This is a genomic window from Stenotrophomonas sp. DR822, assembly GCF_019793815.1.
Taxonomy (GTDB): Bacteria; Pseudomonadota; Gammaproteobacteria; order Xanthomonadales; family Xanthomonadaceae; genus Stenotrophomonas; species Stenotrophomonas indicatrix.
This window is the reverse complement of record NZ_CP081826.1, coordinates 2,618,099-2,635,670: the sequence shown is the minus strand read 5'-3', so window position 1 is coordinate 2,635,670 and position 17,572 is coordinate 2,618,099. Positions and strand designations below refer to the sequence as shown.

The following is a 17,572-nucleotide window of genomic DNA, read 5'->3' as shown; positions in this document are numbered from 1 at the left end:
TGCGTGGATCGTGTTCGCGAGCCAATCGGTGGGGACAGAGCCCTTTCGCACGCGAAAGGGATCCGACCCCGGGATCAGCGTCGGCGCTCCAGCCACCACAGCAGCGATGCGCACAGCACGAACGCCAGCCACCACGGCCAGCGCGGCCCCGGCACACGCTCGCTCGCCTGCGCGGTTGCCGGCGCCGCAGTGGCCAGCCGCTGCGCGGTCGCATCAGTCATCGCCTGCCGGTGCAGGGCAGGGGCCTGCTTCGGATCGAACACGTAACGCCACTGGGTGCGGTCGCCGTGCTGCAGGCGCTGCCAACCGGCCAGGCGCGGCCACCAGCCCGCGCATCGTGTTGTGCCGGTGGTGCTGTCGACGATCAGCGGCACGCCATCGCCGCGTCCGTCGAAGGCCCGCAGCGGTGCCTGCACGCCGCACAGTGACTGCCGTTCGCCGGCCCAGGCCAGTGCCTGTGTCGACCATGGACCTTCGGACCCGGCCTGCGCGCGCGCGAGGGCGGCGAACACCGTGCTCCACAACTCGCCGTGGCGATCCTCGCGACCGGCCAGTACCCAGCGCCAGCTGTCCGTGATCGGCAGCAGCCCGATGCGCCCCTTGCCCACGGCGCGCCACCCACCGATGGGCTTGCCGTCGCGATCCTGCAGCAGGGGGCGGCTGTCGGCTGCCTGCAGCGCCAGGTATTCCAGCGCCGGCAGCGCCGCGGCGTGCGAGGCGCGGTCGGCGTCTTCGCCATCGGCGGTGGGCAGGGTGCCGGCGGCAAGCGGCCCCCGACGTGCCTGCAGCATCGTTGCGTTACCCTCGCCGGGCATCGCCGCAACCTGGCTGCCGGCATCGCCCTGCACGGGCAGGCCGAGATCGCGCAGGCGTTGCCGTGCGCTGGCTGATGGCGCGCCGGTACTGCGCACCAGCAGGCCCAGGCCATCGCGCAGGGCCTGACGCACGGTCGCCAGCTGAGCGGCACCGAGCGCGGCCAGGCTGCGTTCGTCGAGCAGCAGCAGATCGCTGCGCGCCAGCGTGGACGCGTCCAACGCCACGTTGCCGTCGCCCAGGCTGAGGCCTGCGCCGGTCTCGGCCTGCACCTGCATGCGGATGCCGGCATCGGTGGCCCAGCGGCGCAGGTACTTCAGTTCGGCGCCGGGGGCAGCCGAGCGCACCAGCACGCGCAGCGGAGCGGCGGCCAGTGTCTGCTGCGGCACCGGCACGCTGTCGGCCACATGGCCCTGCGCATCCAGCAGGCGCAGCTGGAACACGCTGCGGCCTTCGGCGCGGGCGATGCCGCTGAGCTGTACACGGCCGTCCGCCGCCAGCGGTGCACGATCAACCACCGCACCGGCCGGGTCCAGCAGTTCGGCCTGCGCGCGGTCTACGCCGCGTGCCTGTGCGTGTACGTCGAAGCGCGCACCGGGAGCGGTGTCCACGGGCGGCTGCAGGGCGATCCACCCATTGGCTGCAGGGGGTGCCTGCCAGCGCGTGTCGGCGGGCAGCACGGCATCGCGGTCACGCGCGGCCAGGCCGGCACCGACCAGTGTCACCGTGGAGGACCGATAGCGGCGCAGTGCGGTGGCCAGGTCCGGCACGCGCGCTGCACCGGCCATATCGGTTGCTTCCGGCAGCAGTACCCGGGTGCCGCCGGTCGGCAGTGCACCGGTCTTTTCGGCCTCGGCGCCGATCACCACCAGGCCGGCCAGGGAAGCGCGCTGTGGGGGCGGCAGCAGGCAGGCGTACAGCAGCGCAGCGGCGGCAACCTGCAGCGTGAGTACGGCGATCAGATGGCCGCGCCTCTGCGTGGGCGAACGCAGCTGGCGCGCACCGGCGACGAGCACGATCAGCGCCAGCGCCACTGCGATCCACACGTGCAATGCCGATGTGCTCATGGCTGTGCTTCCAGCGCGTCGCGGTAGCGCTGCCCCATGGCATCGGCCGCACGGCGTCGCATCACCTGCGGCAGTGGCCGCTGCAGTGCGCGCCACAGCTGCGCGCGCAGGCGCTGCCGGCACTCGGTGCAGCCGGGGTCGATGCGTAGTTGTTCGATGGCCGCAGCCAGGTCCAGTGCATCGGGCAGGAAGGCGTTGTTGCGCTGCTGCCAGGTGGCGAGCATGTCCAGATCGGGCGTGCCGTCCTCGTCGCCCAATCGCTGCCAGGCCTCGACGACGGCCGGATCGGGCGGCGTGCGCGCGGCCAGCGGCAGGTCGCGGCTGGCCAGCCCGGCACGGTCGCCGCTCAGGCGCCGGCTCTCGTCGATCGGCGGCAGCTCCGGGCCGACGCGGGCCAGGTAGATGCGCTCGGCCTGCTGCACCTGCTTGATGAACGCCAGCGCTTTGTAGGCAAACGGCAGGGCCTGCTCGGGGCGGCCCTGGCGCAGCTCGCCTTCGGCCGACCACATCTGGTCCAGCGCGGCCTTCAGGGTGGCGCGTGTCTGCGGGTCAAGCAGCGTCGCCGCCTCGGCGTGGTCGTGGGTATGCCCGTACTCGGACAGCACGTCGGTGGCGCTGCCGAACACCGGGGGCGTGTCATTGCCGCTGGCGGCGCCACCGTGGTCATGGCCGTGCTCGTCGTGTGCGCCTGCCTGCGCCTCGTGATCGTGGTCATGCTCGTCATCGTGTGCGTCCACCGTGGGCGTATCGCTGGTGGGCAGGTCGCTGGTCGGCGGCGGCTTCGGCGCACCCTCGCTTTCTTCGCCCAGGAACTGGCCGTAGCGCAGGCGCAGGATGCGCTGGTCGACGCCGATCGCGTCGCTGCGCTTGAAGAAGGTATCGGCGGCTACGCTCCGGCGTTCGCGGATCAACGCCTCGGCGTCGATGATGATCTGCCGCTGGCTGCGGAAGTACGCGGGCAGGGTCTTCTTGATGCGGCCTTCCAGCTCGGCACCGAGCACGGCCTCGGCGCTGGGCAGGCGCAGGATCACGCTGCTGCTGCGGCCGACCTGTGCTGCCGGCGCGTGGTTGTCGCGCACTTCCAGCTGGGCGATCACATCGTTGCCGGGCTGTGCGCCCAGCGCGGCCAGATCAAGGGTGTGGGCAAAGCGCCGTGCTTTCGCCTCGCCGCTGCCGCTGAGCGGCACGCTGCGGCGTACGAAGGTGATGTTCTCGCCGCTGCCCTGGGTGATGGTGATCGACAGCGTCGCCTGCGCGGAGACGCCATGATCGTCGCTGGCCTCGAAGCGCAGCGTCCACTGCCGTTGCCCGGGGGTGCCCAGCACCAGGCTGGTGGCAGGCTCGATCACGCGTACCGTCGGCGCACGGTCGGCGACCACGTCGAGCCGATGCAGGCGGGTTTCGGCCAGCGCCGGCTCGCTGACCACGCGATACAGCAGCGGGGTACGCGCCACGTCCTGCGCCTGCCATTCACCATTGCGCTCGCGCAACCGCAGGCGTCGACCATCGTGGAACTGCAGCCAGGCGTTGCTGGGTGCGCGGTCGAAGCGCAGTGACCAGGACAGGCGACTGTCGGCGGCGACCTTGGCGTCGAGTGCGTTCTGCGTACGCGTGGGTTGGCCGGTGTAGGCCGGTGCGTCGATGCGCAGTCGAGTGGACTGCAGGCGCAATGGACCGGCCTTGGTGCTGCTTTGCGGCGAGGCAGGCGCCGTGGGGCGCGGTGCGCCGCGGTGCGGCCAGCCCAGTGCCAGCACAGCGACGGCGATACCGCCGATCCAGCACAGCGCCACTGCCCTGCGTGGCCAGCGTGGTCGCAGCTCGGGGAGGTTGCCTTCAAGCGCAGCCAGCACGTGCGTGCGCTGGCGCTGCTGCAATGGGTTGAGCGCAGCGCCATCGGCAAACAGCAGATCGGCGCTGTCTTCGCTGGCGCCACTGGCATCGAGCCTGCGCTGCACCCAGCGTCGGTCCAGCTGCCGGGCGCGCATCGTCGCGGCGGCCACAATGATCAGCAGGGCCACGGTCGCCACGACGCAGGCGATATCGAAACCGGACACGCGCAGCGCGAGTGCCGCTGACGCCAGTGCCCACGGCAGGCCCAGCAGCAGGGTGATCGCCGCGCGGCGCCGACGTGCGCGCTGCCATGCCTGTTGCAGCGCCTTCATGGTGCAGCCCTGCGTCGCGCGCTGCTCGCCATCCAGCGCTCAAGCGCGAACAGCAGCACGATCACCAGCAGCAGCCACGCGGTGGGTTCGCGCAGGGGCGGCGTTGCGGCGGGCAGGGCCGCCTGGCGTGGTGCCTGATCCTGCGCATCACCCAGCTGCGGCGTTGATGGCGGTTGCAGGGCCTGCAGCAGGTCGCGCGGCAGGCCTTCATCGCGCAATGCACTGTTGCGGGCCACGTTCCATTCGCCGGGCAGATGCAGCAGGCGGCCCTGGCCGATGCGCTGCTGCCACAGCAGCGGTGCATTGTCTGCATCGCGTAGCAGTACGGGTGCACCCGCTGGCGGTTTCGCAGCGGTCAGCACCGTGCCGCCCTGCTGCAGCCAGCGCTGCCAGGTGCCAGGCAGCGCATCGGTGGCGGTCCAGACGCCGATCTCGCCGCGGGCAGGCAAGGCGTCGTCGGCCAGGGGGGCCGCCAATGGCTGCGTGCTCCACGCGCGCTGCAACGCGCCCAGCCATTGCAGCGCAGCGGCCGGTGCATCGCTGCGCGTACGCAGGCGTGGTGCCGGGGAAGCGTGTGGCGGCGCGGTGACGGCCAGCGCGTGTGGCTGCCACTGCACCTCGCGCGACAGCTGCAGGCGGGCACCATCAAGGCCGGGCAAAGGATCGGATACGTGCACGGTCAGCGCGGTGCCGGCCGGCAACTGCGCGTCCAGCTCGCGCAGCAGGCTGGGCAGGACAGCAGCGTCTGCCGGCGCGGGCTGGTCGATGGTGGGGAAGCCCGGCGCCAGCCAATGCCAGTTGCGCGCATCGGTGCTGCCGCGCAGCGCGGTCGCATCCAGGCCCGGTGCCACCACCGTCCACGCTGCTGGCACGGGCGCAGGACCGGTCAGCGCCGGGCGCGCCAGCAGCAGGGCCAGTGCGGCCAGCAACAGCAAGCGCACCAGCAACAGCGGCCAATCATCGAAGCGGATGCGCTGGCGCGGTCGCACCTGCGCGCGCAGCCAGCGCAGCGCAGCGAAATCCAGTGGCGTGTAGGGATGACGGCGGGCGAGGTGGATCAGCAGTGGCAGCAGCCATGCGGCCAGCGCCGCCAGGCCCAGCGGGAACAGCAGGCTCATGCGCCGCCCCTGCGGCCGAACAGCGCCTGCAGCGGCTGGTCCAGCGGCTGATCCAGCCAACCGGTCGCGCAGGCGATGCCACTGGCCTGCAGGCGCGACTGCAGCGCGGCGCGCGCCAGGGCGAAGCGCTGCAGGTAGTCGGCGCGGATCGCGGCGCCATCGCCGAGAAGTTCATCGCCCGTTTCCGGATCGCGGAAACGATGGCCTGCGTCGAAGGGGAAATCGCGCTCGTCGGCCGTCAGCACCTGCAGCAGCATCACCTCGCGGCGGGCGCTGGCCAACTGCTCCAGCAGCACGATGCCCGCGTCGTCGAAGCCATCGCCGATGGCCAGCAGCAGATCGCCGGGGCGCACGCGCTCCCACAGCGGTCGCAGCCGCTCTGCGGCCGGCCATGCGCCGCGCGCCTGCAGGGCATGCAGCTGCAGATGCACGCGGTCGCGCTGGCGCGCACCATGCGCGGCCGGCACCAGCTGCAGGCCGTCGCCGTTGATCGCCAGCAGGCCGAAGCGATCACCCTGCTGCAGCGCCAGCTCGACCACGCAGGCAGCCAGCTGCCGCATGTGATCCAGCCGGCTGCGTCCGGGCGCTGTACGGTCGGACTGGCCCGCCGAGGCCGTGGCATCGAGCAGCAGCCAGGCGGTGATCGGGCTTTCGCGCTCGGATTCGCGCACGAAGAAGCGGTCCGAGCGCGCATACAGCTTCCAGTCGATCTGGCGCAGTTCGTCACCGGGCTCGTAGGCGCGGTACTGGGCGAATTCCAGGCCGGCGCCGCGGCTGCGGCTGGCATGCTGGCCGATGCCGCTCGCACCGCTGGCCAGGCGTGGCCGCAGGCGCAGCGCACGCAGGCGCGCACGCAGGTCGGGTGGCAGCAGCAGCGGCGTGCCTGCGGTCACCAGCGGATCAACCCGGGAAGGGAACGGCCTGCAGCAGTGCGGCGACCACATCGTCGGCCCGCTTCTGCTCGGCTTCGGCGGCAAAGGACAGCAGCAGGCGATGGCGCATCACCGGTGCGGCCAGCGCCTGCACATCCTCGCGCGTGGCGGCAAAGCGTCCCTGCAGCAGGGCGCGCGCCTTGGCGGCCAGCACCAGCGACTGCCCGGCACGCGGACCTGCGCCCCATTTCACCCACTGGTTGATCGCTGCCGGTGCGCCATCGCCGGGGCGGCTGGCGCGGACCAGGCGGGTGATCCAGGCCAGCACATCGGGGCTGACATGCACCTGGCGCACCGCCGCCTGCAGCGCGATCACCGCTTCGGCATCCATCACCTTCGGCACGCTTTCCGTGGCACCGCCGGTGGTCTGTTCGAGGATCTGCCGCTCTTCTTCCTCGCTGGGGTAATCAACCAGCACATGCAGCAGGAAGCGGTCCAGCTGTGCTTCGGGCAAGGGGTAGGTACCGGCCTGTTCGATCGGATTCTGCGTGGCCAGCACGAAGAACGGCGCCGGCAACGTGTAGGTCGTGCCGGCGTAGCTGACCGTACGCTCCTGCATCGCTTCCAGCAGCGCCGCCTGGGTCTTGGGCGGGGTGCGGTTGAGCTCGTCGGCCAGCAGCAGGTTGGTGAAGATCGGGCCCTGCTGGAAGCGGAAATGGCGATGACCGGTGCCGTGGTCTTCTTCCAGCAGTTCGGTGCCCAGGATGTCGCTGGGCATCAGGTCCGGGGTGAACTGCACGCGCCGGAACTGCAGTTCCAGTGCCTGCCCCAGCGAGCGCACCAGCAGGGTCTTGCCCAGCCCCGGCGCACCTTCCAGCAGGCAGTGGCCACCGGCCAGCAGGCCGATCAGCAGCTGCTCGACCACGGTGTGCTGGCCGACCACGGCGTGGGCCAGGGCGCTGCGCAGCGCGTGCAGGCGCGGCAGCAGGGAATCGAGGTCGGGGGAGGTCATGGGCGTGGTCCGTTCAATTGTTCAATGCGTACATCACGATGTTGACGCCGAAGCGGGTGTTGTCTTCGGCCAGGAAACGCTTGTTGCGCCAGTCGTAGTCCCACTCGCAGCCGTAGTCCTTGTTGCTGTAGAGCAGACCCAGCCGGCCATCGACCTCGATGCCTTTCAGGTAGTCGTGCACCAGGTCATCGCCCCAGCCGTTGAGCTCGAAGCTGGTCGCAGGCGGGCCGTCGGGGAAGCGGAAGAAGCTGCGGTACAGCGCGTGGCTGTTGGGCAGTTTCTGCAGCGCCTTCGGCCCGAACAGCCGGCCCATCTGCGCTTCGAACGAGGTGGCGAACAGGCCGTCGATATCGTGGTTGCAGTCGTCGACGAAGACGAAGCCACCATTGCGCACGTAGCGCACGAAGTTCTGCCGTTCGGCCGCGTTGAACTCGACCAGGGTGTGCCCGGCCAGGTAGCAGAACGGCGCTTCCAGCATGCGCGGGTCGGCCAACGCCACCACGCGTTCCTGCGGGTCCACCCGCAGGGAGGTGTAGTCGATCAGCGAGGTGATCAGGTTGGACGGCATGCGCGCGTCCACGTCCCAGTCGCCGGAGTCGTACTGCAGGCGGGTGAACCAGAAGTCGTAGCGCGAACTGCGCGGGCCTGCCTGCGCCCATGCCGGCAGCGCCGCCGCCGAAGCGGCAGCGGCCAACCAGCGCAGGCAGGCCCGCCGGTCCATCAGACCGCGTCGGACAACGAGGTAAAGGTGAAATCGCGCAGCTTCATCGGCGGAATCATCATCACGAAGCTGGATTCGTCACCGGCCACGCGCACCGGCTTGCCCAGCTCTTCGATGTTGTTGAGCATGATCACCGGCGATTCGTTGAAGCGGAAGTTCTTCACCGGGTACTTGATCTGCCCGTTCTCGATGTAGAAGGTGCCATCGCGGGTCAGGCCGGTCAGCAGCACGGTCTGCGGATCGACCATGCGGATGTACCAGGTACGGGTGACCAGGATGCCCTTCTGGGTGCCGCGCACCAGTTCGGCGGTGCTCTTCTCGCCACCGCTCATCAGCAGGTTGCCGGGCGTGGCCTTGGCGGTCTTGCCCTGCTTCTGTGCCCAGAAGCGCGAGTAGTCGAGGTTGGCGACCTTGCCGTTCTCGATGATGGCGATGCGCTCACGCGGCATGCCCTCGTTGTCCCACGGCAGCACCGGCGCGTCCGGGTGCCACGGGTCGGCATGCATGTTCACGCGCGGATCGTAGACCTGCTCGCCCAGCTTGTTGCCACCGCCCTTCTTCGACAGGAAGCTGCGCCCTTCATCGGCCGAGCGTGCGCTGAAGAAGTTCATCATGAAGCTGATGAGCCCGGCGGCTGCTGCCGGCTCCAGGATCACCGTGTACTTGCCGGGTTCCAGTGCCTTGGCTTCCTGCGACTCGGTCGCCTTGCGCATGGCGATGCGGATGTCCTGGTCGGCCTTGAAGTCGGCAGCGTCCTTCAGGTTGCGACCCACCCAGCCCGAACCACGGCCGTCTTCGGTGCGCACGGTGCAGGTGTAATCGAAGTTGGTGGTGCGCTGGTAGCCGAAGTTGCCGTTGCTGTTGGCGGTGGCGTAGAACCCCTGGCCGTCTTCGAGGAAGCCGGCAGCGATCAGCCCGTTGCCACGGCACGGCGCGATCGAATCGGCGGCGACCTTGGCGCGGAAGGCCGGATCGATGGCGGCGGTGGATTCGCTGAAGGTCGGGCTGGGGCGGTAGGTCTGCTTGCCGATGGCCGGCATGAACTCCGGGTTTTCCGGAGCCAGGCGGGCCAGGTCTTCGGCGCGACGCACCACGCGCTGCAGCGCCGCGTCGTCGAACTCGTTGATCGAGGCGGTACCCACGCGCTTGCCGAAGGCCACGGTGACGGCCAGTTCGGTGTTGTCGACGATGCCGCTGGTGGACACGTTGTTCAGGGCGAAACGGATGTTGCCGTTGATGGAACCGGCCAGTACGGCCGTGCACTCATCGGCCTTGGACAGGGCGATGACCTTGTCGAGGATGGCCTTGGCCTGGGCTTCGGTGAAGATACTCATGGTGTAAGGGCTCCTGACCGGTCAGCCGAGGCTGCGTGCGGTGTTGATGACGTTGATGCCGTTGAAGCGCGCGGTGGACGAACCGTGCGAGACCGCCGAGACCTGGCCGGGCTGGCCCTTGCCATCGAAGAACGAACCGCCCAGGCGGTAGTCGCGTTCATCGGCCACGGCGCTGCAGGCATTCCAGAATTCCGGCGTGCGGATCTGGTAGGCCACGTCTTCGAGCATGCGGGTGATCTTTCCGTTCTTGATCTCGTAGAACAGCTGGCCGCCGAACTGCGCGTTGTAGCGCTGCTGGTCGATCGAGAACGAACCATCCCCGATGATGTAGATGCCGTTCTCCACGTCCTTGATCATGTCCGACACGCTCAGCGGCGACTTGCCCGGCGCCATCGACACATTGGCCATGCGCTGGAACTGCACGCTGGACCACGAGTCGGCATAGCAGCAGCCATCGGATTCGGTCTTGCCGAGGATGTGGGCCTGGTCGCGGATGGTCTGGTAGTCGACCAGCCTGCCGTTGCTGATCAGGTCCCAGCGCTTGCACTTCACGCCTTCATCGTCGTACGCCACGGCGCCGAGGCTGCCCGGTTGGGTCTTGTCGGCGAAGATGTTGACCTTGTCGCTGCCGTACTGGAAATGCTGCTCGCGCTTGTCCAGGGTGGCGAAGCTGGTGCCGGCGTAGTTGGCTTCGTAGCCGAGCACGCGGTCCAGTTCCAGCGGGTGGCCGATCGACTCGTGGATGGTCAGCCAGGTGTGCGACGGATCCAGGATCAGGTCGTACTTGCCGGGCTTCACCGACGGCGCCTTCAGCTTCTCCTGCGCCTGCTTGGCCGCCGCGATGGCATCTTCCTTCATGTCGTAGGATGAGCCGTAGTTGACCACGCCATTGGGCGTGAGCACCTTGCCGGCAGCTGCGCCATCGAGGTACTCGTAGCCCAGGCCCATCGGTGCGGACAGGCCTTCGCGGGTGCGGAACTTGCCGCTGGCCTTGTCGATGGCGGTGATCGTCATCGGTGCCCAGATGCGGTGCACGTCCTGGTCGATGTAGGAACCGTCGGTGGAGGCGAAGTACTTCTGCTCGTTCACCAGGAACAGCATCGAGTTGACGAAGCTGGCACCGGCGCCCATCGCCGCGGCGTTGACGTCCAGCAGCAGGTCGACCTTCTCTTTGATCGGCACCTCCATCGCGTTCTTGCGGATCGGCGTCTTCCAGCTGACCTCGCCCACGCCCGGCGCCTTGGCCAGCTGCACCGGCGCGGTCTGCACGCCCGCGTTGGCTTTGGCGATCGCTGCGGCCTGCTGCGCGGCACGGGCCACGTCGGCGGTGCTGAGCGCATTGGTGGCGGCAAAGCCCCAGGCGCCGTTGACGATCACGCGGATGCCCACACCGGTGGACTCGGTGTTGACCACGTTCTGCACCTTGTCTTCGCGGGTGATCACGAACTGCCGCAGGTAGCGGCCGATGCGCACGTCGCAGTAGGTGGCGCCGGCGCTGCGCGCAGCCTGCAGGGCAGCATCGGCCAGGCGCTTCTTCAGCGCAGGGTCGAGGCTGGACTGCAGTTGCTCGGCGGCGATCGCCTTGCCGAAGAACGACGGCACGATCAGGCCGCCAGCGGTAAGCCCGGTCAGGGCCAGGAAGTCACGTCTGTGCAAGGCTGCTCTCCATGAAGGACGGGTGGCTCAAGCGCCGAGACTGCGCGCAGTGTTGATGATGTTGATGCCGTTGAAACGGGTGGTGGACGAACCGTGCGAGACCGCCGACACCTGGCCGGGCTGGCCCTTGCCGTCGAAGAACGAGCCGCCGAGGCGGAAGTCGCGTTCATCGCAGATGGCGGTGCAGGCGTTCCAGAACTCCGGCGTGCGGATCTGGTAGGCCGCATCCTCGACCATGCCGGTGATCTTTCCGTTCCTGATCTGGTAGTACAGCTGGCCGCCGAACTGCGCGTTGTAGCGCTGCTGGTCGATGGAATAGGAGCCACGGCCGTGGATGTAGATGCCGTTCTCCACGTCCTTGATCATGTCCTCCACGCTGAGCGGCGTCCTGCCCGGCGCCAGCGAGACGTTGGCCATGCGCTGGAACTGCACGCTGGACCACGAGTCGGCATAGCTGCAGCCATGCGAGGCATCGCGGCCGAGAATGTGCGCCTCATCGCGCGTCGCCTGGTAGTCGACCAGGATGCCGTCGCGCACCAGGTCCCAGCGCTGGGTCTTCACCCCTTCGTCGTCGTAGCCGACCGCGCCGAGGCTGCCCGGCTGGGTCTTGTCGGCGAAGAAGGTGACGATGTCGCTGCCCCAGCGGAAACCGGCATCGCGCTTGTCCAGCGTGGCGAAGCTGGTGCCGGCGTAGTTGGCCTCGTAGCCGAGCACGCGGTCCAGTTCCAGCGGGTGGCCGACGTTCTCGTGGATGGTGAGGAACAGGTTGGACGGATCCAGCACCAGGTCGTACTTGCCGGGCTTCACCGAGGGCGCCTTCAGCTTCTCGCGCGCCTGGCGGGCGGCGGCGATGGCGTCCTCGACCGGGTCATAGGAATCACGGTACGCAGTGATGCCACCGGGCAGCTGCACCTTGCCGCGTGCATCGCCATCAAGGAACTCGTAGCCCATGCCCATCGGCGAGGACAGGCCGGCACGGGTGCGGAACTTGCCGCTGGCCTTGTCGATGGCAGTGGCGGTGAAGGGCAGCCAGATGCGATGAATGTCCTGGTCGATGAAAGAACCGTCGCTGGAGGCGAAGTACTTCTGTTCGTTGACCAGGAACAGGGTGGAATTGATGTAGTCGGCACCCGCATTCAGTGCGGCCGCATTGAGCGCCAGCAGCAGCTCGACCTTGTCCTGGATCGGCACTTCCATCGCATTGCGGCGGATGGGTGTCTGCCAACGCACCTCGCCGACCGCCGGGGTGGGCGCCAGCTGCACCGGGCGGGACTGGATGCGGGCATTGGCGCGGGCGATGGCGGTGGCCTGTTCGACGGCGGTGCGCACCGCCGCGTCGGTCTGCTGGTGGGTGGCGGCGAAACCCCACGCACCGTTGACGATCACCCGCACGCCCACACCGGAGGATTCGCGGTTGGTCACGTTGCCGACCTGGTGCTCGCGGGTGATCACCGACTGGTTGAGGTAGCGCCCGATGCGCACGTCGCAGTAGCTGGCCTTGGCCGAACGCGCGGCAGCGAGGGCGACCTCGGCCAGGCGCCGACGCTTGGCCGGGTCGACCGGGGCCAGCAACTGCTCGGCGGCGATCAGCCGCGAATGCGGCAGGGCCAGGCCCGCCAGGCCCAGAGCGGAAAATGCCAGGAACTCACGTCGTTGCACAGCGTCTCTCTCTCACTTCCGTGCGGCCGGCAAAGGACCGATCCGATCACGTCAACTCCCCGACTTTCGCCAGCGGCGGGCATTCGGGCAAGTGACTGCAGTCATGGTCGGGGAGGGTTTCGGCAGGGCTTGCAGCCCTGCACCTGCTGTAGTGCCGGCCGCTGGCCGGCAACCTCAGCAGCAACGTCAACAGCAACAGCGGGCTATCCGTGGGGGGCGGGGCGGTGTGGGGTGGCAGGACACGCCGTAAACCCGTCCATGGGGGCTCGATGGCGCCATCCATGGCGCCAACGGTCCTGCCACCCCACACCGCCCCACCTCTGACAGATCTCCGCGGCTGTTGGTAGGTGTCGACCTTGGTCGACACATCTGTCAGGTATCGAAATAAATCTGGGGTCAGATCCGTTTTCCGCAGGAAAACGGATCTGACCCCAAGAGCCGTTCCAGCAGATCGCGGAAAACTGTCGAAGGCGGGGTGGATCCGGTTGCGGGGGCGTGAGCGCCATGGATGGCGCGACCGAGCCTCCATGGACGGATTCACGGCGTCCCCCGCAACCGGATCCACCCCGCCGACCCACGGAATGCCGCCTTTTGACGTTGCTCTGGCTCCGGCCTCTGCAGGTGCAGGGCGCAGCCCTGCCGAGCAACACCCCCCTCGTGCACAATGAAGCCGACCCCGCCTGGACGCCGTCTCGATGTCGAGCAAGCCGTATTCAGAAGCCTGCGAACGCAACCGCGAACCGATCGCCGCTGCGCTCGACCCGTGGATGGGTGATCGCCACCGGGTGCTGGAGATCGGTAGCGGCACCGGCCAGCATGCCGCTTTCTTCGCCGAGCGCTGGCCATGGCTGCGCTGGCAGCCCAGCGACCATCCGGATCATCTGCCCGGCATCGAGGCCTGGCGCGCGGAGGCGGCACTGCTGAACCTGCTGCCGCCGGTGGCGCTGCAGGTGGAACTGCCGCCAGCGCCCGGCCTGAGCCTGCCGCAGGGCAGCCTGTTCGACGCCGCATTCAGCGCCAACACGCTGCACATCATGGGCTGGGAGTACGTGCAGGCGCTGTTCACCGCGCTGCCACCGGTGCTGCGTCATGGCGCGCTGCTGGCGGTGTATGGACCGTTCAATTACGGAGGTCGCTACACCAGCGACAGCAATGCGCAGTTCGATGCGTGGCTGAAGGCGCGCGATCCGCGCAGCGGCATCCGCGATAGCGAAGCGGTGCAGGCGCTGGCCGCCGACCACGGCTTTACCCGCCTGGGGGATGTGGCAATGCCGGCCAACAACCGCTTGCTGCTGTGGCGGCTGGGCTGAAGCATCGGTAGTGCCGGCCGCTGGCCGGCAACACATTGTCCGGGAAGGGCAGATGCCGGCCATCGGCCGGCACTACCGATTACGCCACCTGCACGATATGCAGCGCCTTCGGATTCCGCCACTGCGCCAGCAGCACCGCTTCGCGGGCCTTGGCCTTCTCGAAGTGCGCTTCCTTGACGTGGCCGAAGCCGCGGATGTGCTCGGGCACGCTGGCAATCTCCACCGCCAGTGCCAGGCGGTCGTCATCCAGACCGTCGATCAGCTGCTGCACGGTCGCTTCGTAATCGGTGATCAGCTGGCGCTCCATGCGACGCTCTTCGGTGCGGCCGAACACATCCAGGCGACCACCACGCAGGAACTTCAACTTGGCCAGCAGGCCGAATGCCTTGAACATCCAAGGGCCGTATTCCTTTTTAAGCAGCCGGCCCTGCTCGTCCTTCTTCGCGAACAGTGGCGGGGCCAGATGGAAACGCAGCTGGTAGGCGCCCTCGAACTGCTGCTGCAGGCGCCGCTGGAAGTCGCCGCTGGTGTACAGGCGCGCCACTTCGTACTCGTCCTTGTACGCCATCAGCTTGAACAGGTAGCGGGCCACGGTTTCGGTCAACGCGGTGGAGCCGCCGATGCGCTCGGCTTCGGCCGCGCGTACGCGCTCGACCAGCGTGCGGTAGCGGTTGGCGTAGGCGGCATCCTGGTAGTCGGTCAGGAAGGCCGAGCGGCGCTCGATCATCTCGTCCAGCGAGCGCGACAGGCGCGCATCGTCCAGCGGCAGGAAGGCGACATCGCCACCGTGCGTCGGCAGCCCGCGCAGCTCGCGCTCGTCACCGGTGTTGCGCGGTGCGGTGGTAGCGCCCCACTCGTTGCCTTCCCATTCGCCCGGCGGCAGCGCATGCAGCGGGCCCGGCGTGTTCTCGGTGTCGGTGTGGCGGTTGCGCACCAAGCCGGCGGCCTGCTGCACGGCCTGCGGATCGACTGCGGCCAGGCGGCCCCAGGCGAAGGCCTGCTGGTTCATCGCCACGGCCGCGCCGTTGAGTTCGATGGCGCGCATCAGCGACTCGAACGACAGCGGCACCAGGCCCTGCTGCCAGGCGTAGCCGAGGATGAACAGGTTGGCGGCGATCGCATCGCCGAGCAGGGCGGTGGCCAGCTGGGTTGCGTCCAGCAGCAGCGGCTCCTCGCCACCCAGGGCCACGCGCACGCCGGCGATGATGTCGGCGGCGGGGAACTGCATGTCCGGGCGGGTGGTGAAGGTGCCTGGCATCGCTTCGTAGGTATTGAGCACCACCTGCGAACGGCCGGCGCGCACCTTCGACAGCGCCCAGTAGTCGTTGACCACCACCATGTCGCAGCCCAGCACCAGATCGGCTTCACCCGCGGCGATGCGCACCGCATGGATATCGTCCGGGCGGCGGGCGATGCGGATGTGCGTGGTCACCGCGCCACCCTTCTGCGCCAGGCCGGTCTGGTCGAGCACCGAGGCGCCCTTGCCTTCAAGGTGACCGGCCATGCCCAGCAGGGCGCCGATGGTCACCACGCCGGTACCGCCAACGCCGGTGATCAGGATGTTCCAGGGTTGCTCCAGGGTGCCGCGCACCACCGGTGCCGGCAGGTTGTCCAGCAGCGTGGAGGCATCGCGCTTGCTGCCCTTGCGCGGTTGCCCACCGTGCACGGTGACGAAGCTCGGGCAGAAGCCGTTGACGCAGGAATAGTCCTTGTTGCAGTTGGACTGGTCGATGTCGCGCTTGCGACCGAACTCGGTCTCCTTCGGCAGCACCGACACGCAGAAACTCTTCTTGCCGCAGTCGCCGCAGCCTTCGCAGACCAGCGAATTGATCATCACCCGCTTGGCCGGGTCTTCCAGCTTGCCGCGCTTGCGGCGGCGGCGCTTCTCGGTGGCGCAGGTCTGTTCGTAGATCAGGATCGAAACACCCTTCACTTCGCGCAGGCGCTTCTGCACCGCATCCAGCTCGCTGCGGTCGTGGAACTCTACGTCGCTGGGGAAATGCTCGCGCTGGCGCGTCCACTTGGCGATGTTGTCCGACAACACCATGATGGTGTGGATGCCCTCGGCACGCATCTGCTTTGCGATGTCCGGCACGCTCAACGGGCCGTCCACCGGCTGCCCGCCGGTCATCGCCACCGCGTCGTTGTAGAGGATCTTGTAGGTGATGTTGACGCCGGCGGCGATCGCCTGGCGGATGGCCAGCGAACCGCTATGGAAATAGGTGCCGTCGCCCAGGTTCTGGAACACATGCTGGGTGTCGGTGAAGGCGGCCTGCCCGGCCCACGTCACGCCTTCGCCACCCATGTGGGTGAAGGTGTCGGTGCTGCGGTCCATCCAGGTCACCATGTAATGGCAACCGATGCCGGCCAGCGCACGCGAACCGTCCGGCACGGTGGTGGAGGTGTTGTGCGGGCAGCCGGAGCAATAGTGCGGCACGCGCGGGAAGCTGGCGCGCGGCAGGGCAAGCTCGGCTTCCTTCTCCTGCATCCACTGCAGGCGCTGCTCGATGGAGTCGTTGTTGAAGAACTTCTGGATGCGGCGACCGATCACGCCGGCGATGGTGGCCGGGGTCAGTTCGCCGGTGGACGGCAGGATCCACTCGCCGGCCTCATCGTACTTGCCGACGATGGACGGTCGCTGGCCCCAGCTGGCCGGCCAGTTGAAGAACTGCTCCTTCATCTGGCGCTCGATGAAGGCTCGCTTCTCCTCCACCACGATGATGTCTTCCAGGCCCTGCGCAAAGCGCGCGATGCCTTCCGGTTCCAGCGGCCAGGTCATGCCGACCTTGTACACGCGGATGCCGATGTCGACGCAGGCCTGCTCGTCCAGGCCCAGGTATTCCAGGGCCTGCAGCACGTCCAGGTAGCTCTTGCCGGTGGTGACGATGCCCAGCCGCGCACGCGGCGCGTCCATCACCACCTTGTCGATGCGGTTGGCACGGGCGAAGGCCTGCGCGGCTTTCACCGCATAGCGGTGCAGGCGCATCTCCTGGTCCAGCGGCGGATCGGGCCAGCGGATGTTGAGGCCGCCGGCGGGCATGTCGAAGTCCTCCGGCAGCACGATGCGCCGGGCCAGCGGATCAACCTCGACCGAGGCCGACGATTCCACCGTCTCGGCGATCGTCTTGAAGCCGACCCAACGCCCGGTGTAACGGCTCATCGCCCAGCCGAGCAGGCCCATGTCGAGGATGTCCTGCACGCCGGCCGGGTTCAGCACCGGCATCATCGCGCTGACGAATTCGTCCTCGCTGCCATGCGGCAGCGTCGAGCTGCGGCAGGCATGGTCATCGGCAGCCAGTGCCAGCACACCGCCATGGCGCGACGTGCCGGCGGCGTTGGCGTGCTTGAACACGTCGCCGCAGCGGTCCACGCCCGGGCCCTTGCCGTACCACATGCCGAACACGCCCTGCACGTTGGCACCGGGGAACAGGTTGGTCTGCTGGGTACCCCACACCATGGTGGCGCCCAGGTCCTCATTGAGGCCCGGGGTGAACTTCACCTTGGCCGTTTCCAGGTGCTTGCGCGCGCGCCACAGTTCCAGGTCGAAGCCGCCCAGCGGGCTGCCGCGATAGCCGCTGATGAAGCCAGCGCTGTCGATGCCCGCAGCCTCGTCGCGCAGGCGCTGCATCAGCGGCAGCCGCACCAGCGCCTGCACGCCACTCAGGTAGATCCGCCCTTCGTTGCGGGTGTACTTGTGGTCGAGCGTGTAATCACGGTCGAGCTGGTCGGCGGAAGCGGGCGAGGTGAGTTGCGCGGTACTGGTCATGGCTGGCCTGTCAGGATCGGCTTGCACCGGCCGCGCAGGTGCACGCGGCGGGAAAGGCGCAAATTGTAACAGTGGGGGGCCA

General features: G+C 68.4%; 11 protein-coding genes. 1 reads left to right on the top strand and 10 read right to left on the bottom strand.

Features of this window, described 5'->3' with window-relative positions:
* Window positions 1–74 precede the first annotated feature (74 nt).
* The 9 genes from K5K93_RS12200 to K5K93_RS12160 are packed head-to-tail and all read right to left on the bottom strand — an operon-like array spanning window position 75 to window position 12,414.
* Complete coding sequence (locus tag K5K93_RS12200) at window positions 75–1,880, bottom strand: hypothetical protein (RefSeq protein ID WP_222388015.1); 1,806 nt, start codon at window positions 1,878–1,880, stop codon at window positions 75–77.
* On the bottom strand, window positions 1,877–4,042 hold the full coding sequence (locus K5K93_RS12195) for a DUF4175 domain-containing protein (protein WP_222388014.1): 2,166 nt from the start codon (window positions 4,040–4,042) through the stop codon (window positions 1,877–1,879). The genes K5K93_RS12200 and K5K93_RS12195 overlap by 4 nt, the downstream gene beginning before the upstream one ends.
* Window positions 4,039–5,160: a BatA domain-containing protein gene (locus K5K93_RS12190; protein ID WP_222388013.1), complete on the bottom strand. Its 1,122-nt coding sequence runs from the start codon at window positions 5,158–5,160 to the stop codon at window positions 4,039–4,041. The genes K5K93_RS12195 and K5K93_RS12190 overlap by 4 nt, the downstream gene beginning before the upstream one ends.
* Window positions 5,157–6,053, bottom strand: coding sequence for a DUF58 domain-containing protein (locus K5K93_RS12185; RefSeq protein WP_222388012.1), 897 nt, complete (start codon window positions 6,051–6,053; stop codon window positions 5,157–5,159). Before K5K93_RS12185 ends, K5K93_RS12190 begins: the two co-directional genes overlap by 4 nt.
* A 7-nt stretch (window positions 6,054–6,060) precedes the next feature.
* Window positions 6,061–7,044, bottom strand: coding sequence for a MoxR family ATPase (locus K5K93_RS12180; RefSeq protein ID WP_025876016.1), 984 nt, complete (start codon window positions 7,042–7,044; stop codon window positions 6,061–6,063).
* A gap of 13 nt (window positions 7,045–7,057) precedes the next feature.
* Window positions 7,058–7,765: a DUF4159 domain-containing protein gene (locus K5K93_RS12175; RefSeq protein ID WP_025876014.1), complete on the bottom strand. Its 708-nt coding sequence runs from the start codon at window positions 7,763–7,765 to the stop codon at window positions 7,058–7,060.
* Window positions 7,765–9,099, bottom strand: a complete 1,335-nt coding sequence (locus K5K93_RS12170; protein WP_033832693.1) for a TldD/PmbA family protein — start codon at window positions 9,097–9,099, stop codon at window positions 7,765–7,767. Before K5K93_RS12170 ends, K5K93_RS12175 begins: the two co-directional genes overlap by 1 nt.
* A 21-nt stretch (window positions 9,100–9,120) precedes the next feature.
* Window positions 9,121–10,755: a TldD/PmbA family protein gene (locus K5K93_RS12165; RefSeq protein ID WP_222388011.1), complete on the bottom strand. Its 1,635-nt coding sequence runs from the start codon at window positions 10,753–10,755 to the stop codon at window positions 9,121–9,123.
* A gap of 27 nt (window positions 10,756–10,782) precedes the next feature.
* A complete protein-coding gene (locus K5K93_RS12160) occupies window positions 10,783–12,414 on the bottom strand; it encodes a TldD/PmbA family protein (protein ID WP_222388010.1) in 1,632 nt (543 codons plus the stop codon).
* 695 nt (window positions 12,415–13,109) lie between these two features.
* On the opposite strand from K5K93_RS12160, the gene K5K93_RS12155 reads away from it, so the two are divergent.
* The gene (locus tag K5K93_RS12155) at window positions 13,110–13,724 is read left to right on the top strand and encodes a DUF938 domain-containing protein (RefSeq protein WP_117309178.1); all 615 of its coding nucleotides are present in this window, start codon (window positions 13,110–13,112) and stop codon (window positions 13,722–13,724) included.
* A 79-nt stretch (window positions 13,725–13,803) separates the two neighbouring features.
* On the opposite strand, the gene K5K93_RS12150 is transcribed toward K5K93_RS12155, so the two are convergent.
* Complete coding sequence (locus K5K93_RS12150; protein ID WP_222388009.1) at window positions 13,804–17,490, bottom strand: indolepyruvate ferredoxin oxidoreductase family protein; 3,687 nt, start codon at window positions 17,488–17,490, stop codon at window positions 13,804–13,806.
* Window positions 17,491–17,572 lie beyond the last annotated feature (82 nt).

What these genes read in the sequence shown, in the direction of transcription:
- K5K93_RS12190 (WP_222388013.1), bottom strand. Translation starts at nt 5,160, where the DNA reads ATGAGCCTGCTGTTCCCGCTGGGCCTGGCGGCGCTGGCCGCATGGCTG.
- K5K93_RS12195 (WP_222388014.1), bottom strand. Translation starts at nt 4,042, where the DNA reads ATGAAGGCGCTGCAACAGGCATGGCAGCGCGCACGTCGGCGCCGCGCG.
- K5K93_RS12200 (WP_222388015.1), bottom strand. Translation starts at nt 1,880, where the DNA reads ATGAGCACATCGGCATTGCACGTGTGGATCGCAGTGGCGCTGGCGCTG.
- K5K93_RS12155 (WP_117309178.1), top strand. Translation starts at nt 13,110, where the DNA reads ATGTCGAGCAAGCCGTATTCAGAAGCCTGCGAACGCAACCGCGAACCG.
- K5K93_RS12150 (WP_222388009.1), bottom strand. Translation starts at nt 17,490, where the DNA reads ATGACCAGTACCGCGCAACTCACCTCGCCCGCTTCCGCCGACCAGCTC.
- K5K93_RS12170 (WP_033832693.1), bottom strand. Translation starts at nt 9,099, where the DNA reads ATGAGTATCTTCACCGAAGCCCAGGCCAAGGCCATCCTCGACAAGGTC.
- K5K93_RS12175 (WP_025876014.1), bottom strand. Translation starts at nt 7,765, where the DNA reads ATGGACCGGCGGGCCTGCCTGCGCTGGTTGGCCGCTGCCGCTTCGGCG.
- K5K93_RS12180 (WP_025876016.1), bottom strand. Translation starts at nt 7,044, where the DNA reads ATGACCTCCCCCGACCTCGATTCCCTGCTGCCGCGCCTGCACGCGCTG.